This is a genomic window from Salinicola tamaricis, from assembly GCF_003006155.1.
GTDB classification, from domain to species: domain Bacteria; phylum Pseudomonadota; class Gammaproteobacteria; order Pseudomonadales; family Halomonadaceae; genus Salinicola; species Salinicola tamaricis.
In genome coordinates this window covers 1,116,339-1,139,089 of sequence record NZ_CP023559.1, presented here as the reverse complement: position 1 = coordinate 1,139,089, position 22,751 = coordinate 1,116,339, and the positions used below count along the sequence as shown (strand labels likewise).

The window sequence follows — 22,751 nt, the reverse complement described above, 5'->3', positions numbered from 1 at the left end:
CCGCTATCATCCCTTCCCGCCCTGAGTTCGGGCGCGCGGGCGGCCTCACATCGGCGGTACGGTGCCGTCGATACCGACGATCACCACCTTGGCCGGGATCGGATCCTGGCCCATGTCACCGGCGACGAACACCGCGGCGCCGCTTTTCAGATCGTCCATCTGCCCTTTGCGCACCTTGACCACCGGCACGTCGCTGGGCACCTGGATCTGCTTGCTACCGCTGCCGTAGTCCACCGTCAGGGTCAGGGTGCCATCCTGGGCTTGGGAGCTGTCGACCGTGCCGTTGGTCATGGTCGAGCCGCTGGCCGCGCCGCCAAGCTTCTCGCCGGCGTCCATCGCCTGGCCGCTGGTGCTGGAGACGGTGCCATTGGTCATGCTCGAGCCGCTGCCGGCGCCGCCCAGTTTTTCACCGCCCGCCTTGGCGCCGGCCGAGCTCTCTGACATGGCGCCGCGCGGCGTATCCCAGGGATAGTCGCCCTCGCCGGTGCCGCGCATCGAGTCGGGGAAGACCACCACTTCCTGGGCCTGTGACGGCTTGCCGTCGGCGCCGGGCACGTTGGCGGTGCCGATGAAGGTACCCTTTTCGATCTGGTCGAGGCTGCTGCGGGTGACGCCGGCGAGACGCGTGGCGTCGTCGAAGGTGACCTTGTGGACCTTGCCGTCCGGGTGCGACTCGACGCTGAAGGCGTGATCGCCGACCTCGGTGATGGTGCCGCGCAGATGCTGGGGCGCATCGCCGTTCTGGGCCGCCAGGGCGGTGGCGGCGACGCAGCCGAGCGCCAGCCCGGCCAGGGCGTGGCGCAGGGCAGTGGCGGTGGAGCGGGGGATAGCCATGAACGAATCCTTCCGTATCGAGGTTGAGTGTGCTCGCGCCATGCCCAGGATCGATGCGTCATGGCGTGGCTTTGAGTGCAGACCATGGCGCGAGAATGTCAAGCCGGTGGCCTCTGACTCGCCCGTGCTGCGCAGCCCCTGGGGCATCTGCTGAGCGTCATCCGGGCTCAGATACCGGCGTACCAGGTGTAGCCGCGGTCCTCCCAGTAGCCACCCTTGCCACCGCCGAGGTCGTCGAAGTCGGTGACCAGCGTGATGCCCGAGAGATATTTGGCCATCTTGTAACCCAGCTGACGCTCGGCGCGCAGGCGTAGCGGCGCGCCATTGGCGGTAGGCAGGGGCGCCGTTGAGCGAGTGGGCAAGAATCGTCTGCGGGTGGCGCGCCTCCACCAGGTCGAGGCTCTCGTAGTAGAAGTCCTTGCCATTCAACTGGTCCATGCAGTGGAACACCACGTAGCGCGCCTGTGACTTGACCCCGGCGCGCGCCAGCAGATCGCCGAGCACCGGGCCCGTCCACTGGCCGATCGCACTCCAGCCCTCGACGCAGTCGTGGCGTGTGATCTGGGTCCGCGCCGGGAGCGCGCGGATCTCGTCGAGCGACAGTGACAGCGGTGTCTCCACCAGGCCATCCAGGGTCAGTCGCCAGTCGGCGAAGCCGTTGGCCGCCAGTTCCCGGTAGCGTGCTGCCTGCGGGTCGGTGGAGCCGTTGGGGCGGAACACCGGGTCGATCATCGATGCCGGATACTCCGGCGCCAGCCCGCGCTCGCCAGCGAGGAAGCGCTGCACGCGCAGGTTGAGGCGCTGGGCCAGATTCAGCGTGCCGGCAACCTGCTCGCTCTGCGACAGGCGATCGCAGCCGGTGAGACCGAGCGCGGCGGCACCCAACGCCGAGCGCTGGAGGAAGCGCCGCCGCGAGGCGTCGCGGCGGCCGGAATCACGACGCATCATGCTGGTCTCTCCCGCTGCGGGTGGTTGGCGTGGTCGCTGTCGTGGACGTAGCAGCGGGCTCATCGATGACCCGCGGCCCGCCGGTGAGCATGCCCTTGAGCTGACGCCACGGGCCGCTCAGCAGCACCATGGCGATATGCACCAGGAAGAACAGCACCAGCGCGGCGGCGACGATGAAGTGGATCGAGCGCGCGCTCTGGCGCCCGCCGAACAGCTCCAGCAGCCAAGGTGCGGCGGCGTTGAAGGTGGGTGACATGCACAGGCCGGTGACGATCATCAGCGGCAGGGCCACCAGCAGTACGCCCAGGTAGCTGAGCTTCTGTAGACCGTTGTAGCCGCCGTGGGGGCCGTGGAAGCGCAGCCGCAGGTGATCCAGCAGATCCCGACCCAGCCCGCGCCACTGGGTGCCGGAGAGCCATAGATCGTGGCGTAGATGGCCGCTGAGCAGGGCGTAGAGCACGAACAGCGCCCCCGCCCCTGCGAACAGCCAGGCGAAGAAGAAGTGCCACAGCCGACCCATGCTGAGGTACTGATAGCTGGGCAGGGTGCTCCAGGCGGGGAAGCCGCGCACCTGTTCCTGGCCGTTGGCCGTGGAGTAGCCGAGTACCCCGGTGGTATCGAAGACCCAGGGACCGATTGCGGTCTGGCCGCGAATGTCGCCGTCAGGAGCGCGGATGGCGTAGAGCTCCAGCCAGGGATCGTCGAAGTGGGAGGCGCTGCCCCAGTAGAGCGCGGGATGGGCGTTGAAGATCTGCAGGCCACTCATCAGCATCACCACCAGGCACCATAGATTGACCCAGTGCCAGAGCCTGGCCGGTAACGGATGGCGCCGGCGGCCGCGGGGCGTCGATGCCGTGGTCGGGAGCGTATCGGGCATGCGCGATCTCCTTAGAAGGCTCGCCTTGGGGCGTGCTGGCCCTGGCCCATGCCTTGGGCTGGGGCGATTCTCCTCAGCATGGCACAGGATGCGCGTTCTGCCCGTGGCGGCGCGAGCGCGCGCCCGCGGCGTGCAGTGGGGGCTCAGGGGGACTCGAGGACCGGCGAGCACTGCTCCAACGTCTTGGCCAACGCCGGTGGGCGGTTGTCGCTATCGGCGCCGGGATCATGGGCGCGTTTCATGCGGCGCACCTCGGCGGCGCTGAAGCGCGCCTGCAGAGCGGTGGTCACGCACTCGCAGTAGCGCGCCACCTTGGGACCATCGATGCCGGTGGCGGTGAGGTTGGCGCGACACTGGGCCTGGGCGCTGGTGACCTCTTGCGTCGACCACGGTGGCGGTGCGGGGGGCTCATTGGCGAGGGCGCCGCCGGCCAACATCAGCAGACCGAGGCCGAGCGCAGCGAGACAGGTGGAACGAGGCATGGCGGGTCTCCTGGCGAGGACGAGGCGGGCAGCGCGACATGCGCGGTGTTTTGTCACTGTAGCGTTACCTGACAGCCCTGCCCATTGGCCTTTTGCCTGGCGTCAGCCCGACAAGCAAAATGCCCGCTTCGGCAGGGCCGAAGCGGGCATTTTTCAATACGATGGTCGGAGTGACAGGATTCGAACCTACGACCTCTGCCTCCCGAAGGCAGCGCTCTACCAAGCTGAGCTACACTCCGACTTTTTGCCGAGCCAAACTCGACGGAGCTGAATTATACGCATCCCTGACGCGTGCGCAACCCCTTCTTTTGCAACTCTCTCTGGCACGACCGCGGCGTTCAGCGCTGTCTTTTCAGACGCCCGCCGCGGAGTGTCAGGTAGGCGCTCGCGGCAAGTACGAACGATAGCCTAGTTGACTGGTCACGCCCCTCGGCTTGGGCGCGTCACACCTGGCGTTCGACGGCGATGCGGGTCAACGTCTCCATGCTCTCGCGGTAGGCGCTGGGCGCGAGCAGCGCGAGCTGATCGCGCGCCTTGGCGGCCATCTCTTCGGCACGACGCTGGGTGTATTCGAGGGCGCCGGTCTCGCGCACGATCGCCAGCACCTCGTCGAGCCGCTCGAGGCCGCCATCGGTGATCGCCTGACGAATCAGTGCCGCCTGCGCCGGGGTACCCTGGCGCATGGCGTGGATCAGCGGCAGCGTCGGCTTGCCCTCGGCGAGATCGTCGCCGACGTTCTTGCCCATGGTCTCGGCATCGCCCTGGTAGTCGAGCAGATCGTCGATCAGCTGGAAGGCCAGCCCCAGATAGCGGCCGTAGAGCTTGAGTGCGCGCTCGGCGTCGGGGTCCGCCTCGGCCAGGATCGCGCCGCTGTGGGAGGCCGCCTCGAACAGCATCGCGGTCTTGCCCTGGATGGTGTCGAAGTAGTCCGACTCCTCGATATCGGCATTGCCGATATTGGTGAGCTGCTGGACTTCGCCCTCGGCGATCACGCAGGTCGCCCCGGAGAGCACCTGCATGATGCGCATCGAGCCGACTTCCACCATCATCTGGAACGAGCGCGAATAGAGGAAGTCGCCGACCAGCACCGAAGGCGCGTTGCCCCAGGTCTCGTTGGCGGTGGCCTTGCCACGCCGCCGGCTCGACTCATCGACCACGTCGTCGTGCAGCAGGGTCGAGGTGTGCATGAACTCGATCAGCGTGGCCAGGGTGATGTGGCGGTCGCCGCGGTAGTCGAGGGCGCGAGCCGCGAGCAGCACCAGCAGCGGGCGCAGGCGCTTGCCACCGCTTTCGATGATGTACTGGCCGATGGTTTCGACCAGCGGGATGCGCGATGCCAGTTGACTGAGGATCGTGCGATTGACGGCGGCGAAGTCCTCAGCCACCGCCGCATGGATGGATGCAGCGTTGGATTGCATGATCGGCTTGTCACAGGGGGATTCGGGTGGGCCGCTCGAAGCCCCGGGGCCGAGAGGCGACGTGAGCGGCTATGCTAGGTGGCGCCCCGAAGTGCGTCAAGCCGCGCCCGGGCGGGTGCTTGCTCCGGGCAGGCGCAATCGCTATAATCCGCGACCCGACTCGTCACGCTCCCTGTTAGATGGTTGCCGGAAGGGGCACCACTCGACGCAGGTCTCGAAGAGCACCGGTCACGCTATGACCCGCTGGTGAGGTACGGCTTCACGGCTGTCCTCGACGAGTCGACGCACTTGGCCCAACGGTTGGGGCCGGACTGAAGTTTGTTGCCCGACTGCGCTGATAGCCCGACGCGGGCCCGGAGAGATTCCATGTACGCTGTAATCAAGAGTGGCGGTAAGCAATACCGCGTCCAGGAAGGCCAGACGCTGAAGCTCGAGAAGCTCGAGATCGCGACTGGCGAGACCCTGGAATTCGACCAGGTTCTGCTGGTTGCCGACGGCGACGACGTCAAGGTCGGCGCGCCGCTGGTCGAGGGTGCCAAGGTGGCCGCGGAGATCGTCTCCCACGGCCGCGGCGAGAAGGTTCACATCATCAAGTTCCGTCGCCGCAAGCACCACATGAAGCGTCAGGGCCACCGTCAGTGGTTCACTGAAGTCAAGATCACCGGAATCTCCGCCTAAGCGGATCGTTCCCCCAGAGAGAGGTATTCACCATGGCACATAAAAAGGCCGCTGGTAGTACGCGTAACGGTCGCGATTCAGAATCGAAACGCCTGGGCGTCAAGCTGTTCGGCGGGCAGAAAGCCGCCCCTGGCAATCATCGTGCGCCAGCGCGGCACCAAGTTCCAGCCGGCCGCACCGGTGTGGGCATCGGTAAGGACCACACGCTGTTCGCGCTCACCGATGGTGTGATCAAGTTCGAACAGAAAGGCCCGAAGAACCGCAAGTTCGTGAGCGTAGTCTCCGCCTGAGACCTCACGAACGCTGCTGAAGAAGCCCCGCTCAGGCGGGGCTTTTTGTACCCTGCCGGTACTGGCGACATCCGTCGTGGCGTCGGGCCGTTGAGCGCGCCGAGGTCTCTCGGTGGTTGCAGCGGTAACGGGGCTTGAGATGGCAAGGCGGCGCAGTAGCAAGTGTGTTCGCAGTGGCAAGGGCGTTCGTTCGGGACATAAGAGGCGGCAGGTCGTCGCCGGGAGAGAATCATGCAATTCGTCGACGAGACATCGATCACCGTCGAGGCTGGCAAGGGGGGCAATGGCTGCCTCAGTTTCCGGCGTGAGAAGTTCGTGCCCAAGGGTGGCCCCGACGGCGGCGATGGCGGTCACGGTGGCAGCGTCTACCTGATCGGCGACGAGTCGCTCAACACCCTGATCGATTTCAAGTTCCAGCGCTTCTACAAGGCGCAGAACGGCCAGCCCGGTCAGGGCCGCCAGATGAGCGGCAAGGCGGGGGAGGACCTGCACGTCAAGGTGCCGGTGGGGACCACGGTGATCGACGAGGACACCCTCGAGGTGATCGCCGACGTGACCGCCGAGGGGCAGGTGGTACTGGTCGCCCAGGGCGGCCGGCGCGGGCTCGGTAATATCCACTTCAAGTCCTCCACCAACCGCGCTCCGCGGCGCACCACCTCGGGGACCGAGGGCGAGCGGCGCAAGCTGCGCCTGGAGATGAAGGTGATGGCCGACGTCGGTCTGCTGGGCATGCCCAACGCCGGCAAGTCGACGCTGATCCGTTCGGTCTCGGCGGCCAAGCCCAAGGTCGCCGACTACCCCTTCACCACGCTGGTGCCCAACCTGGGCGTGGTCAAGCTGGGGACCCACGAGCACTTCGTGATGGCCGACGTGCCCGGGTTGATCGAGGGCGCCTCGGACGGTGCCGGGCTGGGGCTGCGTTTCCTCAAGCACCTCACCCGCACGCGGTTGCTGCTGCACGTGGTGGATGCGGCCCCGTTCGACGAGTCCGATCCGGTGGCGGCGGTGACGGCGATCGCCGAGGAGCTCGAGCGTTTCTCGCCGGCGCTGTCGGAACTGCCGCGCTGGCTGGTGATCAACAAGCTCGATCTGCTGCCCGAGGCTGAGCGTGAGGCGCGCGTCGAAGATATTCTCGCGCGGCTGGCTTGGCAGGGGCCGGTCTACCGCATTGCGGCGATCGCCGGTGAAGGTACCGATGCGCTGGTGCAGGCGGCCCACCGCTGGCTCACCGAGCAGCGCCAGCTGGAGCACGAGGATGAAGCGGTCGCCGAGCGCGAGCGTGAGATGCGCGCACGCATGGAGGCGGAGTCGGTGGCGCGGGTCGAGGCGCACCAGGCGCGGCTGCGGGTCAAGCGTGGCGAAGTCGCGGCCGAGGATGACGACTTCGACGATGACGATTATGACGTCGAGGTCGAATATACCCGTTGATCCCTGGCGGGGCCGGCGCGGTGCCAATGAGAGGCGGAGGGCGAAGTGATGACGGCGGAGCGGGAACTGGGGCGAGCATCGCTGGCGGCGGCGCGGCGGGTCGTGGTCAAGATCGGCAGCGCGCTGCTGACCAACGATGGGCGTGGCCTCGACGATGCCGCCATCGGCGGCTGGGTCGACCAGATGGCCGCGCTGCACCAGCGCGGGGTCGAGGTAGTGCTGGTCTCCTCGGGCTCGATCGCCGAGGGTATGGTGCGGCTCGGCTGGCATGCCCGGCCGAGCGCGGTGCACGAGCTGCAGGCCGCCGCCGCGGTGGGGCAGAGTGGGCTGTCGCAGTGCTACGAGAACCACTTCGCCCGCCACGGCCTGCGCAGCGCTCAGGTGCTGTTGACCCATGACGACCTCTCCAACCGCAAGCGCTATCTCAATGCGCGCTCGGCGCTGCGCACCTTGGTGGCGCTCGGCGTGGTCCCGGTGATCAACGAGAACGACACCGTCGTCACCGATGAGATCCGTTTCGGTGACAACGACACGCTGGGGGCGCTGGTCGCCAACCTGCTCGAGGCCGATGCGCTCTTGATCCTGACCGACCAGGAGGGGCTCTATGATGCCGATCCGCGTCACGAGCCGTCAGCCCGATTGATCGCCGAGGCCGAGGCCGACGATGCCGCGCTCGACGCGGTGGCCGGTGGTGGCGGCGTGCTGGGGCGCGGGGGCATGGCGACCAAGCTGCGCGCGGCGCGGCTGGCGGCGCGCTCTGGCGCCGTAACCGCGATCGCCAGCGGGCGTCAGCCGCAGGTGCTGACCCGACTGCTCGAGGGCGAGGCGCTGGGCACGCTGCTCAAGCCGCTGCATGCGCCGCTGGCGGCGCGCAAGCGCTGGCTCGCCGGGCAGCTGCAGGTGCGCGGCACGCTGACCCTCGATGCCGGTGCGGTCAAGGTGCTGCGCAGCCACGGCTCGAGCTTGTTGCCGGTGGGGGTGAAGCGAGTCGAGGGCCAGTTCCGGCGTGGTGACATGGTGGTCTGCGTCGACGAGCAGGGTGCGCGGGTGGCCAAGGGCTTGGTCAACTATGCAAGCGGTGATGCCCAGCGTCTGGTGGGCCAACCGAGCCAGCGCATCGGTGAGATTCTGGGCTATGTCGAGGCCCCGGAGCTGATTCACCGCGACAATCTCGTGGTGCTGTGAGGCTGGTGTCGCGCAAAGTCGTTGTGATAGAATCCCGCATCCTCTCAGACATGGCCCGTGAAAGACTGTCGGAAACGACGGTCGGCTTCGCTTCTCACGAAGCGCAGCAGCAAGATCGGCCGACTCATTCAGGATTGCCTGAAGCGGTTTCGGGGCTGTCCTGGGTGATCTACTTACAGAATTGACTGTCAACATCTCCAAGGAGTCGACGGTGGCGAATACTAAGCAAGCGCGCAAGCGCGCACGTCAGGCGGAAGACCGCCGCAAGCACAACGCCAGTCAGCGTTCCATGGTCCGCACTTATATCAAGCGCGTGATCAAGGCGATCCAGGCCGGCGACCAGGCCCAGGCCAACAGCGAGTTCCAGGCCGCGCAGCCGGTCATCGACCGCATCGCCGACAAGGACGCCTTCTCCAAGAAGAAGGCTGCGCGCATCAAGAGCCGCTTGAACAAGCGAATTAAGGCGCTGGCTGCCTGAGCCGGACGCGCTTGATGAAAAAAACCGGCTTCGGCCGGTTTTTTGTGACCGGCCATCCTTGGCGGTCACCCTCCGGGCCGTCGCGGAGCGACGTCGCAACCGGCTCCCGGCAGGTTGCAGTGACCGGCCATCCCTGGCGGTCACCCTCCGGCCGTCGAGGTGGCTGGATAGGGTGCATATCACGGGCGCGAGCGCATGACGAGGCGGCATGAGTAGACAGACGCGCAAGCGCGAATCCGAGGCGCTGGCGGAAGCGGCCACCGCTGGCACGGCGACGCCGGTCACCCGCGGTGGCCTGCTGCGCTCGGGGATGGTGGTGAGCGTAATGACGCTGCTCTCCCGGGTGCTGGGGCTGGTGCGCGACGTGGTGATCGCCACTCTGCTGGGGGGTAGCGGCGCGGATGCGTTCTTCGTCGCCTTCAAGATTCCCAACTTCATGCGCCGGCTGTTCGCCGAGGGTGCCTTCAACCAGGCCTTCGTGCCGGTGCTCTCAGAGTATGCCACCCAGCGTACCCGGGCCGAGGTGCGCGAACTGCTGGATGCGGTCTCCGGCAGCCTGAGCGTGGTGCTGGCGCTGATCACCGCCCTGGCGATCGCCGCCGCGCCCTGGCTGGTGTGGCTATTCGCACCGGGCTTCAAGGCCGACCCGGGCAAGCTCGCGCTCACCGCCGAGATGCTGCGGCTGACCTTTCCCTATCTGCTGCTGATCTCGCTGACCGCCTTCGCCGGCAGCGTGCTCAACACTTGGGAGCGCTTCGCGATCCCGCCTTCACCCCGGTGCTGCTCAACCTGTGCCTGATCGGCGCCGCGCTATGGCTGACGCCCTGGGTGAGCGACCCGGCGCTGGGTTGGCCTGGGGGGTACTGATCGCTGGTGCGGCGCAACTGCTGTTCCAGCTGCCGTTCCTGTTCCGGCTGGGGCTGATGCCACGGCCGCGGCTCGGTTTTCGTCATCCCGGGGTCCGACGCATCCTCAGGTTGATGACACCGGCGCTGTTCGGGGTCTCGGTGTCGCAGATCAATTTGCTGCTGGATACCGTGCTTGCCTCTTTCCTGGTCTCCGGCAGCGTCTCCTGGCTCTACTACTCCGACCGTCTGGTGGAGCTGCCGCTGGGGGTGTTCGGCATCGCCATCGCCACGGTGATCCTGCCGGCGCTCTCCAAGCGCCACGCCGAGCAGTCGCGCGAGCACTTCGCGCGATGCTCGACTGGGCGCTGCGCATGGTGCTGCTGATCGGGCTGCCGGCGGCGCTGGCGCTGGTGCTGCTGGCCGAGCCGCTGGTGAGCCTGTTCCACTACGGGGCAATGACCGACCACGACGTGGTGATGGCGGCGCGCAGCCTGCGCGCCTATGCGCTGGGGCTGCTCGCGTTCATGCTGATCAAGGTGCTCGCCCCGGGCTACTTTGCCCGCCAGGACACCAAGACCCCGGTCAAGATCGGGATCGTGGCGATGGTCGCCAACATGGTGATGAACCTGGCCCTGATCGTGCCGCTGGCGCATGCCGGGCTGGCGCTGGCGACGGCGCTGTCGGCGTTTCTCAACGCCGGGCTGCTCGGGCGTGGGCTGCATCGCCAGGGCGTGCTGCGCTTCCAGCCGGGCTGGGGGCGCTACGCGTTCCAGGTGGTCGGCGGCTGCACGCTGATGGCACTCGGGCTGTGGTGGCTGACTCCCGACTGGCACCAGTGGACCGCCTGGCATGCGCCGCGTCGCGTGGGCTGCCTGCTGGCGCTGGTGGCCGGTGGCGCGACGCTCTACTTCGTGTGGCTGGCGCTGACCGGTGTGCGCCTGAGACACTTCCGGCTGCACGGCTGATGGGCTGGCACGGGGCGGGTATAATGAAGCACCTGGCGTCGGCGGCTGGCGCTTTCGTCTATCGCCGCCGCGCGGCCCGCGTTGACACGGGAACGGACTCTATGGAACTGATTCGAGGCTTGCACAATCTGCCCGCCGGTGGCGCCACCCGTAGCGGTGCGCCGCGCGAGTGTGTCGCCACCATCGGCAACTTCGATGGCGTGCACCGCGGCCACCAGGCGATTCTCGAGCAGTTGAAGTCGCTGTCGCGCAGTGCCGGGCTGCCGGTCACGGTGGTGATCTTCGAGCCCCAGCCGCGGGAATACTTCGCCGGTGACCAGGCCCCGCCACGGCTGACCCGACTGCGCGACAAGGTCGAGCTGTTGGCCGCCCACGGCGCCGATCGCATCCTCTGCCTGCCGTTCAACGACGCCCTGCGCAGCCTCACCGCGCGCCAGTTCATCGAGCGCGTGTTGATCGACGGGCTGCGCGTACGCCATCTGGGTGTGGGGACGACTTCCGCTTCGGCTGCGATCGGGCTGGCGATTTCGCCCTGCTCGAAGCGGTCGGCGCGAGCGCGGCTTTGCCGTCGAGCATACCCGCACCTTCACCCTCGACGACGAGCGCGTCTCGAGCACCCGCGTGCGCACCCTGCTGGCCAGCGGCAACTTCTGTCAGGCGGCGCGCATGCTGGGACGCCCCTTTGCCTTCCAGGGGCGGGTGGTGCGTGACCGGCAGCTCGGCCGCACCATCGGCGTGCCCACCGCCAACATTCCGCTGACCCGGCGTCCGCTGGCGCTGCGCGGGGTGTTTGCCTGCGCCACTCGGCTGCCCGACGGCAGCTGGACGCCGAGTGTGGCCAATATCGGCTGGCGGCCGACCGTCGGCGCGCATCAGCCGATGCTCGAGGTCCACGTGCTCGATCGCCAGCTCGATCTCTACGGCGAATCGCTCAGCGTGGTGCCCTGCGCGCGGCTGCGCGGCGAGACCAAGTTCGCCGATTTCGACACCCTGGTGACGCAGATCCATCACGACCTGGATCAGGCGCGGCGCTATTTTCAGGCACCCGAGGCCGCGCCAACTAGTGATCAGGCGCCCGAAGCCGCGCCAGCTAGCGATCAGGCGCCCGAAGCCGCGCCAACTAGCGATCAGGCGCCCGAAGCCGCGCCAACTAGCGATCAGGCGCCTGCCGCCACGCCGGATGCGCCGACCACGGATACCGCCGGCCTGGCCAGTCTAGCGCCGCCAGCGGCACGCTTCCCGTTGGCCTCGGCGCCGCTGCCGCACGAGGCCGCGGTGGCCGACTCGCCCCCGGGCCCGGCGCGCGATCCGCGCACGGATGAGTGAACGGCCCGGCACTCCAGCGGTATGACCACAGCCTTGAGCGGTATGACCACAGCCTTGAGCGGTATGACAACAGCCCGAGCGACACGCACACAGCCCTGAGCGAACCGAAAACACCATGAGCGACTACAAGCACACGCTGAATCTGCCCTCGACCGATTTCCCCATGCGCGGCAACCCGCCGGCGCGAGCCGGGCCGCATCGCGCAGTGGAACGATCTGCGCCTCTACGCCAAGCTGCGTGAGACGCGCCGTGGACGCGAGCGCTTCGTGCTCCACGATGGCCCTCCCTACGCCAACGGCAGCATTCACATCGGTCATGCGGTCAACAAGCTGCTCAAGGACTTCATCGTCAGGTCGAAGAACCTGGCCGGTTTCGAGCCCCTTACGTGCCCGGCTGGGACTGCCACGGCCTGCCCATCGAGCACAAGGTAGAGACCACCCACGGCAAGCATCTACCCGCCGACCAGGCGCGCGCGCTGTGCCGCGAGTATGCCGCCGCTCAAGTGGAGGTGCAGAAAGAGGGCTTCGTGCGCCTCGGCGTCCAGGGCGACTGGGAACACCCCTACCTGACCATGAACTTCGCCAACGAGGCGGGCGAGATCCGGGCCCTGGCCGAGATGGTCAAGGGGGGCTATGTGTTCAAGGGGCTCAAGCCGGTCAACTGGTGCTTCGACTGCGGCTCGGCGCTGGCCGAGGCGGAGGTCGAGTATCAGGACAAGCAGTCCGATGCGATCGACGTCGCCTTCCCCTGTGCCCAACCCGAGGCGCTGGCCGCGGCCTTCGGCCTCGACGCGCTGCCCAAGCCGGCCAGCGCGGTGATCTGGACCACCACGCCGTGGACCATCCGGCCAACCAGGCGTTGAACGTACACCCGGAGTTCACCTACGCCTTGGTCGATACTGGCGAGCGCCTGCTGCTGCTGGCCGAGGAGCTGGTGGAGAGCTGTCTTGCGCGCTATGCGCTCGCAGGCGAGACGCTCCCACCGCGCCCGGGGCGAGCCTGGAACACATCGCCTTCGAGCATCCGCTGGCCGCGGTCGACGCCGGCTACGCGCGGCGTTCGCCGCTCTACCTGGCCGACTACGTCGAGCTGGGCGCGGGCACCGGCATCGTGCACTCGGCGCCGGCCTACGGGGAGGATGACTTCGTTACCTGCCGCGCTTACGGCATGGACTTCGACGAGATCCTCAATCCGGTGCAGAGCAACGGCGTCTATGTCGATGATCTGGCGCTGTTCGGCGGCCAGATGATCTGGAAGGCCAACCCGCAGATCGTCACCGCCCTCGATGAGGCGGGCGTGCTATTGGCCCACGAGAAGATCACCCACAGCTACATGCACTGCTGGCGCCACAAGACGCCGGTGATCTACCGCGCCACGGCGCAGTGGTTCGTCGGCATGGATCGCCAGGGGCCTGACGGCCGAACGCTGCGTGAAACGGCGCTGGCGGGCGTCGAGGCGACCGACTTCATTCCCGCCTGGGGTAAGGCGCGGCTGCACAGCATGATCGCCAACCGCCCCGACTGGTGCATCTCGCGCCAGCGCAACTGGGGTGTGCCGATCCCGTTCTTCCTGCACAAGGCCAGCGGTGAGCTGCATCCGCGCACCGTCGAGCTGATGGAGGCGGTGGCAAGCCGCGTCGAGGTCGAGGGGATCGATGCCTGGTTCAAGCTCGACCCCAGTGAGTTGCTGGGTGACGAGGCCGCCGACTACGACAAGGTCACCGATACGCTCGACGTGTGGTTCGACTCTGGTACCACCCACTGGCACGTGCTGCGCGGCTCGCACCCGCTCGGTCACGACTCACTTGGTCACGACATCGGGCCGCGGGCCGATCTCTATCTCGAAGGCTCGGATCAGCACCGCGGCTGGTTCCACTCGTCGCTGCTCACTGGCAGCGCCATCGACGGCCACGCTCCCTACAAGGCGCTGCTGACCCACGGCTTCACCGTCGACGAGAAGGGCCGGAAGATGTCCAAGTCGCTGGGCAACGTGGTCGCACCGCAGCAGGTGATGGACAAGCTGGGCGCCGACATCCTGCGCCTGTGGGTCGCCTCCACCGACTACTCCGGCGAGAGGCGGTCTCTGACGAGATCCTCAAGCGCACCGCCGACGTCTACCGGCGTATCCGCAACACCTCGCGCTTTTTGCTCGCCAACTTGAATGGCTTCGACCCGGCCGCGCATGCGGTCTCAAGCGACGCCATGCTGGCGCTCGACCGCTGGGCGGTGGACCGCGCCGCGTGCTGCAGGCACGCATCGAGCGCGCCTATGCCGAGTACCGTTTCCGCGACGTCTACCAGCAGGTGCACGACTTCTGTGCCCGCGACATGGGCGGTTTCTATCTGGATATCATCAAGGATCGCCAGTACACCACCCAGCCCGACTCGCTGGCACGCCGCAGCTGCCAGACCGCGCTCTACCATATCGTCGAGGCGCTGGCGCGCTGGATCGCGCCGATCCTCGCCTTCACCGCCGAGGAGATCTACGAGAACATCCCCGGCGTGCGCGGTGAGAGCGTGCACCTGGAGACCTACTACGACGGCCTGTTCACGCTGCCGGCGGATGCCACTAACTGCCGCCGGAACAGGCCGGCGATGGACCGTGACTTCTGGGAGCGGGTGATCCAGGTCAAGCAGGCGGTCAACAAGCAGCTCGAAGCGGCGCGCAACGAGGGCGTGATCAAGGGTGCTCTGGACAGCGAGGTGACGCTCTACGTCGATGACGCGCTGCATGCGCTGCTGTCGCGCTTCGAGGACGAGCTGCGTTTCGTGCTGATCACCTCCGAGGCGACCCTGGCGCCGCTGGCCGAAGGTGGCGATGCCCAGCCGACCGAGCTCGAGGGGCTCAAGCTGGCGGTGCGTCTGAGCCCTTACGATAAGGACGAGCGCAGTTGGGAGCGCGTCCCGACGTGGGGCCGACCCTGCGCATCCGACGCTCTCGGCTCGCTCCATCGCCAACCTGCCGGGTGGCCCGGGTGAGGTACGCCGTTTTGCCTGACGTCAACGCAGCTCTCGTTCCAGCCGCAGCACCGATGCCGCGCGCATGCGGCGTCCGCTGCGCTGGCTGTGGCTGTCGCTGCTGGTCATCGTGCTCGATCTGGGCATCAAGGCGCTGGCCACGTCGCACCTCGACTACGGCCGGCCGCTCGAGGTGCTGCCGGTATTCAACCTGACGCTTTTGCACAACACCGGCGCCGCCTTCAGCTTTCTCGCCGAGCACGCCGGCTGGCAGCGCTGGTTGTTTGCGCTGATCGCGATCGGCGCCAGCGTCGGGCTGACGCTATGGCTTTACCGGCTCAAGCGTGACGAGACGCTCACCGCGATCTCGCTGGCGCTGTGATCGGCGGTGCCATTGGCAACCTCTACGACCGCCTGGTCCACGGCTATGTGGTCGACTACCTGTCGTTCCACTGGGGCGGCTACTATTTTCCGGCTTTCAATCTCGCCGACAGTGCCATCACCCTCGGCGCCATCGGCCTGATTCTGCAGTCGCTGTTCGAATCCCGCCGCGGGGCCAAGACGAGCGCGGCAGGGACCGACGAGGAGAACACCCCATGACGCATGATGAACAGCCTGCCGACGGCCGTTACCGGGTCGGCGAGGGCATGGAAGTGACCCTGCACTTCACGGTGAAGCTCGAGGATGGCCAGGTGGTCGACTCCACCCGTGACAAGCAGCCGGCGACCTTTCAGGTCGGCGACGGCAACCTGCCGCCGGGCTTCGAGGCGCCGATGAGCGGACTGGCGGCGGGCGAGAGCGGCAGCTATACGGTGTCGCCGGAGCACGCCTTCGGCCAGCACAACCCGCAGAACGTCCAGCGTCTGGCCCGCGACAGCTTCGAGGAGGCGGTCGAGCCGGGCATGGTGATGTCCTTCGCCGATCCCGCCGGCGGCGAGCTGCCGGGAGTGATCGCCAGCGTCGACGAGCGCCATGTCGAGGTGGACTTCAATCATCCGCTGGCGGGGCGTACCCTGACCTTCGACGTCGAGATTCTCGACGTGCGTCCGGCCACCACCCATTGAGGCAGCCCGGCACGCCCGACCGCGGGTGGCCGGCGTCAGCCCGAGTCAGCGCTCCGGCGCGAGGTTTCCATGACACAGGATCAGCCCACTACCCAGCCATCGGCGCGGCCCCCGCTGCAGATCAAGCTGGCCAATCCCCGAGGATTCTGCGCCGGGGTCGACCGTGCCATCGATATCGTCAATCGCGCGCTCGACGTGTTCGGGCCGCCGATCTACGTGCGCCACGAGGTGGTTCACAACCGTTTCGTGGTCGACAGCCTGCGCGAGCGCGGGGCGGTCTTCGTCGAGGAGCTCCATGAGGTGCCCGACGACGTGATCGTGATCTTCTCCGCCCACGGGGTGTCACAGGCGGTGCAGCAGGAGGCCGAGGCGCGCGGGCTCAAGGTGTTCGATGCCACCTGCCGCGCTGGTGACCAAGGTGCACATGGAAGTGCTGCGCTACGCCAAGCGTGGCCAGGAGTGCGTTCTGATCGGCCACGCCGGCCACCCGAGGTCGAGGGCACCATGGGTCGCTATGACACCCGGTACGGCGGTGCCATCTATCTGGTCGAGGACGAGCAGGACGTGCGCGAGCTGCCGGTGCGCGACCCCTCGCGGCTGGCCTTCGTCACCCAGACCACGCTGTCGATGGACGACACCGCCAAGGTGATCGATGCCCTGCGCGAGCGCTTCCCCGAGATCCAGGGGCCGCGCAAGGACGACATCTGCTACGCCACCCAGAACCGTCAGGACGCGGTGCGCGAACTGGCCCAGGGCAGCGAACTGGTGCTGGTGGTGGGCAGCGTCAACAGCTCCAACTCCAATCGCCTGCGCGAACTGTCCGAGCGCATGGGAACGCCAGCCTATCTGATCGACGATGCCAGCCAGATCGATGCCGCCTGGCTCGAGGGCGTGGCCAGCATCGGCATCACCGCCGGCGCCAGCGCCCCCGAGGTGCTGGTGAAAGGCGTGATCGAACGCCTTACCGAGCTCGGTGCCGCCGCGCCCGAGGAGCTCGACGGGCGCGCCGAGACCATCACCTTCTCCATGCCGCGCGAGCTGCGTGAGCAGGTCATCGTCAGCGAAGCGTGATCCCACCCTAAACTCTCTCTCTTTCTGGCCGATACAGGGTAAACAATTGTAACCGCCGGCGGCGCCGGTGGTCGTTACCCTCTCGGCCGTCGGTTGTCCGACGGCTCCCTGCGGAGCCGGGGTGCCCCAGTGTCCTCACGGCTTGCGCCAACAGCGCGGCCTCTCGCTCATCGAAGTCCTCGTCGCCATGCTGGTCTTCAGCATCGGCCTGCTGGGGACCGCGCAGCTGTTGGCACAGCAGCAGCGGTTGGGGCAGGAGGCCAGCCACCGCGCCATGGCGACGATCATGGCGGAGGACCTGCTCGAGCGCGCCAAGCTCGCCCCCGATCGCAGCCAGCGCTTCGCCGGCAACTATGAGCCGAGCCAAGCCAGCGATAGCACCCAGCAGAACGCGATTCCCGCCGGTCTCAAGTCCTGGATGGCGGCGTGGACGCCGCGCGCCGCGCTGCCCGACCCGCGAGTGTGTGTCAGTGCGCCGGCGACGGGTGCCGCCGGCAACCTCGCCGTCACCCTGGTGTGGTACTCGCGTATCGCGCTGACCGCGCCGGCACAGTTGCCGGCGTGCGTCAGCGCCCGGGGAGCGCCAATCATCAGCGCTGGGTAACGCTCGCGGCCTGGGTGGGGGCCTGATGGTGGGGGCGGGCGGTGGACGCGGCCCGGGCCGGGCCGATGTCCCCCGTGGCCAGGCCGGGGCGACGCTGATCGAGCTGATGATCGCGATGGCGATCGGCCTGGTGATGATCCTGGCGCTGACGCGGGTCTATCTCGCCAGCGCCGAAAGTGCCGCTGATGCCGCTGCGCAGGCGCGCCTGATGGACAAGGCGCGCCTGCTCCAGGAGCGCTTCAACAGCGAGTTCCGCCGTGCCGACTTCTGGGGGCGCGTGCCTGCCGACGCCGAGCGGGGCGCACCCTCACCCTGAAAGGCGACTGCGGCGGCGACTTCGCCTTCGGACGCGGCGCTCAGGCGGCGTCCGACCTGCCGCTGGGGGTGTGGGCGTCGACCACGCAGCCCGAGGACTGCAAATTGCAGAGCCCGCTGGCCAGTCAGACGTATGTGGTCATCCGTTACGCCGCCGAGCCGTGCGCGGCGGCGGGCTGCGGTGGCCCGGCGCTCAAGAGCTTCTATCCTTTCGCGAGCTTCTTCGATGGTACCCCGCCCGCTGAGCCACAGCGCGCGGATGCCACTGACTTCTGGCGCTATGGCGGCAGCCTCTACTACCTCAGCCAGCAAAATGGGACACCGCGCTGCGGCGATTGAGACTCTCTGGCTCACGCTTACGTAACCAGGAGGTGCTGGAGGGGGTCGAGGCGCTGGCCTACCGCTGGTACGTGGCCAACGCCGGCGGTGGCGGCGGCAGTTGGCAGACCAGCGCCAATCTGAGCGCGGCGATGGCGCCACGCATCCAGGCGGCACAGATCGAAGCGGTGATCTCGGTGGCGACGCGTGCCACCTATCAGGATCCGCGTCAGTATGCGCTGAGCGACGGGACTCAGGTCGCGCCGGCGGCCGGCCGGCGCTATCGGGAACTCGCCTTCGTGGTGCCGCTGGAGATGCATCGGCCGGGGGGCGGCAATGGTTGAGTGGCGCGGCCCCCACCAGCAGCGCGGCGTGGCGCTGCTCATGAGTCTGATTTTTCTGCTGCTGCTGGCGATCGTGGCCGCGGCGCTGGCCGAGACCCTGGCGACCCAGAACCGTCTCGGCGTGGCGCATCAGCAGGCGCGCACGTTGTTCCAGTCGCTGCACGGTGTGCTCGATGCGGCCAGCCATGAGCTGGATGCCATACGCGCACAGTCGCAGAGCGCCCAGCCCGGCACGCCACAGGTGTGGCAGGGCAGTCCTCCGGTGCTGCCCGCGGGAAGCCAGCTCAGCATCGAACTGCTGCGCGCGGCCCATACCTGCCTGGTGCCCGGCTACTCCAGCGGTAGCTGCCTGCCGCTGGAGCTCGACGCCAGCGGTACCCGCGGCGCCTCAGCGGTCAACGCCCGCCAGGTGCTGGGGCTGCGGATCGAGACGGTGGATGTGACATCGGGAGGGGATGGCCGTGCTGGTATCTTCTGAGCGTACCGCCTGCGGCGGGCACGGTGTGGCGGCGCTGGCGCGACAGGTGCTGTGCTGGATGCTGCTGGCCATGCTGTGTCTGGCGCTGCCGGCGGGTGCCGACGATACCGATATCTATCGCAGTCTCTACGATATCGAGTCGCGCGGGGCTAAGCCGCAGGTGATGATCCTGTTCGATACCTCCGGCAGCATGCGCGACGTGGTCGCCGGCAGCGGCGGCAACGACAGCAAGATCAAAATCGCCAAGACGGTGATCGACGCGCTGGTGGACAACAACCCCCAGGTCGACTTCGGGCTGACGATCTTCAACTACAACGGCTACCTGCCGGACGGTGGACGGGTCATCTATCCGCTACCCGGCAGCGGGAAGAGCGGGGGCGATGAGCAGCGCGCGGCGCTGCAGCAGACGCTGGATGATCTCGACCCGGTGACCTCGACGCCGCTGTGCGAGACCTACTACGAGATATTCCGCTACCTGAAGGGCGAGCGGCCGCTCTACGGCACTCAGCCCCGTGTCTACCCTGATCTCAACCCGCCCTATAGTCGCGATGCGCTCGACGGCGACGGCCGCAATTCGCCCTATCGCTCGCCGCTGCGCCCGTGCGAGCCGCTCTATCTGATCTACATGACCGACGGCGTGCCGCAGAACGATACCGCCGCCAATGCCGCCATCGCTCGGCTGGTGACCGGTAGCGGCTTCTATCATGGCTGCGAGGCGTACGCGGCGATCGACGGTTTCTCGCGGCCAACGCGCGAACTCAACTGCATGCCGGAGCTGGCCTACTATATGCAGCAGTTGGAGACCTTCTCTCAGGGGAATATCCCGCGCGGGCCGGTGACCACCTATACCATCGGCTTCGATACCGATCAGCGGCTGCTGATCGACAGCGCTAGCCCGCTCAACCTGGCGCCGGGCAAGACCTGCCCCACACCGCGCCGGGACACCCGTTACCATGGCCGCGACGCCTGCGTGGGCTATTTCACCGCGGCCAACTCGGCCCAGCTACGCCGCCTTCCAGGGCGCCATCGACGACGTGCTCTCGCGCAGCACCACCTTCTCTGCGCCAGCGGTCTCCGCCGCCTTTACCAATAACACCCAGAGCCTGGACCGGCTCTACCTGCCGCGCTTTCTGCCGCGCAACACGCCGCGCTGGAGCGGCAACGTCAAGCGGCTCCGCTTCGTCTCGCAGCAATCCTGGCAAGATGTACGCGGCAAACAGGCGTTCGATGCCCAGACCGGCGATATTCTCAAGAGCGCCTACACCTGGTGGTCCGGCAGTGACGCGCTCGGCCTCGATGCGCCGGACGGCAACACGGTCGAGGCCGGCGGCGTGGGGGCACTGCTGAACCAGGCCGTGGGCCGTGCGCTCGCCAAGGAGACCGGTGCCGACGGGCGTCAGGTCTTTACCCAGGCGCAGGGGGCGTTGCGTCCGCTGGCGCTGTCATCCCAATCCAGTTGGCTGGATGATCCGGCCAGCTGGGGGTTGCCGCAGTGGACCTCGAAAACCGAGATCGCCCGGTTGATCGCCTGGGCGCGCGGGGTGGACGTCGATGACGAGAATGGCGACGGCGTGCAGAACCAGGCCCGCCCGTGGATTCTCGGCGATATCCTGCACAGCGACCCCATTGCGCTGAACTACGGCCGCCTCGACGGTGACGACCGTGGTGACACCCGGGAGAAGCTCTATCTCGCCTTCGGCACCAACGCCGGCTTCCTGCATTTCGTCGACGGTGACAGTGGCCAGGAGCAGTGGGCCTTCATGCCGCGGCGCTGGCGCCGCTACAGCCGACGCTGCGTGACAACCGGGAGGCGGCAGATGACGAACCGCGCCACCCCTACGGTGTCGATGGTCCAGCCGCCTTCGTGCGCATCGATGCCGATCGTGACGGGCGTATCACTTTTAAAGGCGATGACCGCATGCTGCTGGCCTTCGGGCTGCGCCGCGGCGGGCGCCACTACTACGCACTCGATGTCACCGACCCGACGAAGCCGACGCTGGCCTGGCAGCTGAGCGCCAGCGGCGACTTCGCCGAACTCGGCCAGAGCTGGGCGGCACCGACCCCGGCGCGGGTGCCCGGCCATGCCAACCCGGTGTTCGTGATCAGCGGTGGCTACGACCCCGGGCGTGACGACCCCGAACGCAATGCTACCCAGGCGGATGGCCAGGGGCGCGCGCTGTATATCGTCGACGCCGTGACCGGCGGGCTCATCTACCGCGCCGACCCGAGTACGCCCGGGCGCTTCGTCGGCAATGAGACGTTTCGCCAGGCGTTGCCCGCCGCACCGCGTGTGGTCGACAGCGACAACGACGGCGTCGCCGATCGTATCTATCTGGCCGACGTGGGCGGCAATCTGTGGCGGCTCGATCTCGCGGGTGGCGACCCCGACGACTGGCGAGTGCGCAAGATCGCGGCGCTCGGTGGCACGGGCCAGGACAATCGGCGTTTCTTCACCAGCGTGGATTTCGTCGGAATCGACGTCGACGGTCGCCGCCAGGACCTGCTGCTGCTGGGTAGCGGCGATCGCGCCAACCCCAAGGCGGGCGGCGAGGGCAGCCAGGCGCCGGCGGTGCATGATGCCTTCTTCGCCGTGCGTGACCCGGTCAGCGTGGCGGCGGCGGAGGGGGGCAAGATCGAACCGGTCAGCCTCGATCGGTTGACCGATATCAGTGACCAGCGTTTCTGCGACCCTCAGGCCGATAGTGGTGCTGAGAAGAGCGATGCCGACGCGCGGGCCTGCCTGCCGGCGTGGCAGTCGGGGGCGGGCTGGGTGCTCTACCTCGACCGCGGCTATAGCCTGCCACTGACCGGGGCCAAGGTGCTCTCGCCGAGCGTGACCCTCGATGGTGGCGTCTACTTTTCCGCCTACGTGCCCGACAAGCCCGACTCGATCTGTGTACCCGTGGTGGGGCGCAGCTATCTGTTCGGTATCGACCTGCTCACCGGTCTGGGTATCGGTGGCGCCAGTGGAGACGACGCCGAGCTGAAGAAGGGCGCGCGTGCGGTCGCGGCGGGGGAATATCTGCTGGGGCGGCCGGCGGTGCTGGTGCGTGGCGATGCGCTCTACCTGCAGGGGATCGGTGCCGCCTCCCTGAAAGGGTTGATGAAGGCGGGTGCCGAAGCGGCCGGCGGAGGCATGCAACTGCCTTACCGCGTGCGCCGCACCTACTGGTATGAGCCGGTCCCGTGATACCGCTGGCTTTAGTTCCGACTCGCCGTCGATCGCGACGGTACTCTCTTTTTTCTACCTATTTTCCTACCTCTTTTTCCTATCAGTCCGCGAACGGAGCCTTCATGACCCAGCGCCAGCGTGGTTTCACCCTGATCGAGCTGATGATCGTGGTGGCGATCGTCGGGATTCTCGCCGCGATCGCCATTCCCAGCTATCAGCAGTATGTCGAGCGCTCGCGGCGCAGCGACGGTCAAGCGCTACTGCAAAGCGCGATGGCGCGCCAGGAGAGCTACTACGGCCAGTTTCTGCAATACGCTCCCAGCGTGGCCACTCTCACCGGCGGCGGTACCCTGGGCAACAGCGACTATCGACTGGCGGTCTGCGGCAATCAGGCGGGTTGCACCGGCGGCGGCTCCGGCCAGGCGCCGCCGGCAGGCCAGTATGTGCGGATGACCGCGACGCCCCAGGCGGGCAGTCCGCAGCAGGGCGATGGCGTGCTATGGATCGATTCCCAAGGCAATACCGGGCGGCGGCTGAACAAAACGGAGCAGGGAGCATGGTGAGGCGATCCAGAGGGCGGGCGCGAAGGAAACCCGGCGCGCGACTGGCAGCGCTCTGCCTCTGTGTGCTCGGGCTCTGTCTACTCGGCCTGCTATCACCCACGCGGGCAGAT

Annotated in this window: 19 protein-coding genes, 1 tRNA gene and 4 pseudogenes; 19 read left to right on the top strand and 5 right to left on the bottom strand. The window is 67.5% G+C overall.

The genetic code is table 11. The annotated features are described in order from the left end of the window. Nucleotides 1-45 precede the first annotated feature (45 nt). The 5 genes from CN538_RS25975 to ispB all read right to left on the bottom strand — a co-directional run bounded on the left by CN538_RS25975 (nucleotide 46) and on the right by ispB (nucleotide 4,559). Nucleotides 46-1,782 (bottom strand): molybdopterin-dependent oxidoreductase, encoded by a 1,737-nt coding sequence (locus tag CN538_RS25975; RefSeq protein WP_422917545.1) that lies wholly within the window; start codon nucleotides 1,780-1,782, stop codon nucleotides 46-48. Further along, nucleotides 1,769-2,659 carry a cytochrome b/b6 domain-containing protein gene (locus tag CN538_RS05240; protein WP_106418788.1) on the bottom strand — a complete coding sequence of 297 codons (891 nt, stop codon included), beginning with the start codon at nucleotides 2,657-2,659 and terminating at the stop codon, nucleotides 1,769-1,771. The genes CN538_RS25975 and CN538_RS05240 overlap by 14 nt, the downstream gene beginning before the upstream one ends. A 143-nt stretch (nucleotides 2,660-2,802) precedes the next feature. Beyond that, nucleotides 2,803-3,141: a hypothetical protein gene (locus CN538_RS05235; protein ID WP_106418787.1), complete on the bottom strand. Its 339-nt coding sequence runs from the start codon at nucleotides 3,139-3,141 to the stop codon at nucleotides 2,803-2,805. Between the two features lie 162 nt (nucleotides 3,142-3,303). Then, a tRNA-Pro gene (locus CN538_RS05230) sits at nucleotides 3,304-3,380 on the bottom strand. A gap of 204 nt (nucleotides 3,381-3,584) precedes the next feature. Next, entirely contained in the window at nucleotides 3,585-4,559 is a 975-nt protein-coding gene (ispB, locus tag CN538_RS05225; protein ID WP_106418786.1) for an octaprenyl diphosphate synthase, read from the bottom strand. 366 nt (nucleotides 4,560-4,925) lie between these two features. Between ispB and rplU the strand changes: the two genes are divergently transcribed. The 19 genes and pseudogenes from rplU (at nucleotide 4,926) to CN538_RS22035 (ending at nucleotide 22,641) form a co-directional block, all read left to right on the top strand. Next, nucleotides 4,926-5,237 carry a 50S ribosomal protein L21 gene (gene rplU, locus CN538_RS05220; protein WP_035470431.1) on the top strand — a complete coding sequence of 104 codons (312 nt, stop codon included), beginning with the start codon at nucleotides 4,926-4,928 and terminating at the stop codon, nucleotides 5,235-5,237. 32 nt (nucleotides 5,238-5,269) lie between these two features. Continuing rightward, a complete protein-coding gene (locus CN538_RS05215) occupies nucleotides 5,270-5,527 on the top strand; it encodes a 50S ribosomal protein L27 (protein WP_106418785.1) in 258 nt (85 codons plus the stop codon). A 231-nt stretch (nucleotides 5,528-5,758) separates the two neighbouring features. Further along, nucleotides 5,759-6,955, top strand: coding sequence for an Obg family GTPase CgtA (cgtA, locus tag CN538_RS05210; RefSeq protein ID WP_106418784.1), 1,197 nt, complete (start codon nucleotides 5,759-5,761; stop codon nucleotides 6,953-6,955). Between the two features lie 48 nt (nucleotides 6,956-7,003). Then, nucleotides 7,004-8,140: a glutamate 5-kinase gene (gene proB, locus CN538_RS05205; RefSeq protein ID WP_106418783.1), complete on the top strand. Its 1,137-nt coding sequence runs from the start codon at nucleotides 7,004-7,006 to the stop codon at nucleotides 8,138-8,140. 211 nt (nucleotides 8,141-8,351) lie between these two features. After that, nucleotides 8,352-8,618: a 30S ribosomal protein S20 gene (gene rpsT / locus CN538_RS05200; RefSeq protein WP_106418782.1), complete on the top strand. Its 267-nt coding sequence runs from the start codon at nucleotides 8,352-8,354 to the stop codon at nucleotides 8,616-8,618. A gap of 310 nt (nucleotides 8,619-8,928) precedes the next feature. Continuing rightward, nucleotides 8,929-10,431, top strand: a pseudogene (gene murJ, locus CN538_RS05195) (murein biosynthesis integral membrane protein MurJ). Nucleotides 10,432-10,532: 101 nt separating this feature from the next. Then, nucleotides 10,533-11,580, top strand: a pseudogene (ribF, locus tag CN538_RS05190) (bifunctional riboflavin kinase/FAD synthetase); the annotation flags it as partial. Between the two features lie 292 nt (nucleotides 11,581-11,872). Beyond that, nucleotides 11,873-14,752: pseudogene (ileS, locus tag CN538_RS24105) on the top strand (isoleucine--tRNA ligase). Nucleotides 14,753-14,797: 45 nt separating this feature from the next. Further along, a pseudogene (gene lspA / locus CN538_RS05180) lies at nucleotides 14,798-15,312 on the top strand (signal peptidase II). Further along, nucleotides 15,309-15,776: an FKBP-type peptidyl-prolyl cis-trans isomerase gene (gene fkpB / locus CN538_RS05175; RefSeq protein ID WP_106418781.1), complete on the top strand. Its 468-nt coding sequence runs from the start codon at nucleotides 15,309-15,311 to the stop codon at nucleotides 15,774-15,776. Before lspA ends, fkpB begins: the two are co-directional and overlap by 4 nt. Before the next feature lie 69 nt (nucleotides 15,777-15,845). Beyond that, a complete protein-coding gene (gene ispH, locus CN538_RS05170) occupies nucleotides 15,846-16,847 on the top strand; it encodes a 4-hydroxy-3-methylbut-2-enyl diphosphate reductase (protein ID WP_106418780.1) in 1,002 nt (333 codons plus the stop codon). Between the two features lie 121 nt (nucleotides 16,848-16,968). After that, the gene (pilV, locus tag CN538_RS05165) at nucleotides 16,969-17,451 is read left to right on the top strand and encodes a type IV pilus modification protein PilV (protein ID WP_129591307.1); all 483 of its coding nucleotides are present in this window, start codon (nucleotides 16,969-16,971) and stop codon (nucleotides 17,449-17,451) included. A 25-nt stretch (nucleotides 17,452-17,476) separates the two neighbouring features. Beyond that, nucleotides 17,477-17,767: a PilW family protein gene (locus CN538_RS05160; RefSeq protein WP_106418778.1), complete on the top strand. Its 291-nt coding sequence runs from the start codon at nucleotides 17,477-17,479 to the stop codon at nucleotides 17,765-17,767. A 104-nt stretch (nucleotides 17,768-17,871) separates the two neighbouring features. Continuing rightward, nucleotides 17,872-18,105: a hypothetical protein gene (locus tag CN538_RS05155; protein WP_106418777.1), complete on the top strand. Its 234-nt coding sequence runs from the start codon at nucleotides 17,872-17,874 to the stop codon at nucleotides 18,103-18,105. A 32-nt stretch (nucleotides 18,106-18,137) separates the two neighbouring features. Continuing rightward, the gene (locus CN538_RS05150) at nucleotides 18,138-18,428 is read left to right on the top strand and encodes a hypothetical protein (protein WP_106418776.1); all 291 of its coding nucleotides are present in this window, start codon (nucleotides 18,138-18,140) and stop codon (nucleotides 18,426-18,428) included. A gap of 40 nt (nucleotides 18,429-18,468) precedes the next feature. Then, nucleotides 18,469-18,906, top strand: a complete 438-nt coding sequence (locus CN538_RS05145; protein ID WP_129591306.1) for a hypothetical protein — start codon at nucleotides 18,469-18,471, stop codon at nucleotides 18,904-18,906. After that, entirely contained in the window at nucleotides 18,890-19,999 is a 1,110-nt protein-coding gene (locus tag CN538_RS05140) for a vWA domain-containing protein (protein ID WP_129591305.1), read from the top strand. The genes CN538_RS05145 and CN538_RS05140 overlap by 17 nt, the downstream gene beginning before the upstream one ends. Before the next feature lie 657 nt (nucleotides 20,000-20,656). After that, complete coding sequence (locus CN538_RS05135) at nucleotides 20,657-22,096, top strand: PilC/PilY family type IV pilus protein (protein ID WP_106418773.1); 1,440 nt, start codon at nucleotides 20,657-20,659, stop codon at nucleotides 22,094-22,096. A 104-nt stretch (nucleotides 22,097-22,200) separates the two neighbouring features. Continuing rightward, a complete protein-coding gene (locus CN538_RS22035; protein WP_106418772.1) occupies nucleotides 22,201-22,641 on the top strand; it encodes a type IV pilin protein in 441 nt (146 codons plus the stop codon). Nucleotides 22,642-22,751 lie beyond the last annotated feature (110 nt).

Coding starts and splice junctions, on each gene's coding strand:
- CN538_RS05240 (WP_106418788.1), bottom strand. CDS start 2,659: ATGCCCGATACGCTCCCGACCACGGCATCGACGCCCCGCGGCCGCCGG.
- CN538_RS05235 (WP_106418787.1), bottom strand. CDS start 3,141: ATGCCTCGTTCCACCTGTCTCGCTGCGCTCGGCCTCGGTCTGCTGATG.
- CN538_RS05160 (WP_106418778.1), top strand. CDS start 17,477: ATGGTGGGGGCGGGCGGTGGACGCGGCCCGGGCCGGGCCGATGTCCCC.
- CN538_RS22035 (WP_106418772.1), top strand. CDS start 22,201: ATGACCCAGCGCCAGCGTGGTTTCACCCTGATCGAGCTGATGATCGTG.
- ispB (WP_106418786.1), bottom strand. CDS start 4,559: ATGCAATCCAACGCTGCATCCATCCATGCGGCGGTGGCTGAGGACTTC.
- CN538_RS05145 (WP_129591306.1), top strand. CDS start 18,469: ATGAGTCTGATTTTTCTGCTGCTGCTGGCGATCGTGGCCGCGGCGCTG.
- ispH (WP_106418780.1), top strand. CDS start 15,846: ATGACACAGGATCAGCCCACTACCCAGCCATCGGCGCGGCCCCCGCTG.
- rplU (WP_035470431.1), top strand. CDS start 4,926: ATGTACGCTGTAATCAAGAGTGGCGGTAAGCAATACCGCGTCCAGGAA.
- CN538_RS25975 (WP_422917545.1), bottom strand. CDS start 1,782: ATGATGCGTCGTGATTCCGGCCGCCGCGACGCCTCGCGGCGGCGCTTC.
- CN538_RS05215 (WP_106418785.1), top strand. CDS start 5,270: ATGGCACATAAAAAGGCCGCTGGTAGTACGCGTAACGGTCGCGATTCA.
- proB (WP_106418783.1), top strand. CDS start 7,004: ATGACGGCGGAGCGGGAACTGGGGCGAGCATCGCTGGCGGCGGCGCGG.
- cgtA (WP_106418784.1), top strand. CDS start 5,759: ATGCAATTCGTCGACGAGACATCGATCACCGTCGAGGCTGGCAAGGGG.
- fkpB (WP_106418781.1), top strand. CDS start 15,309: ATGACGCATGATGAACAGCCTGCCGACGGCCGTTACCGGGTCGGCGAG.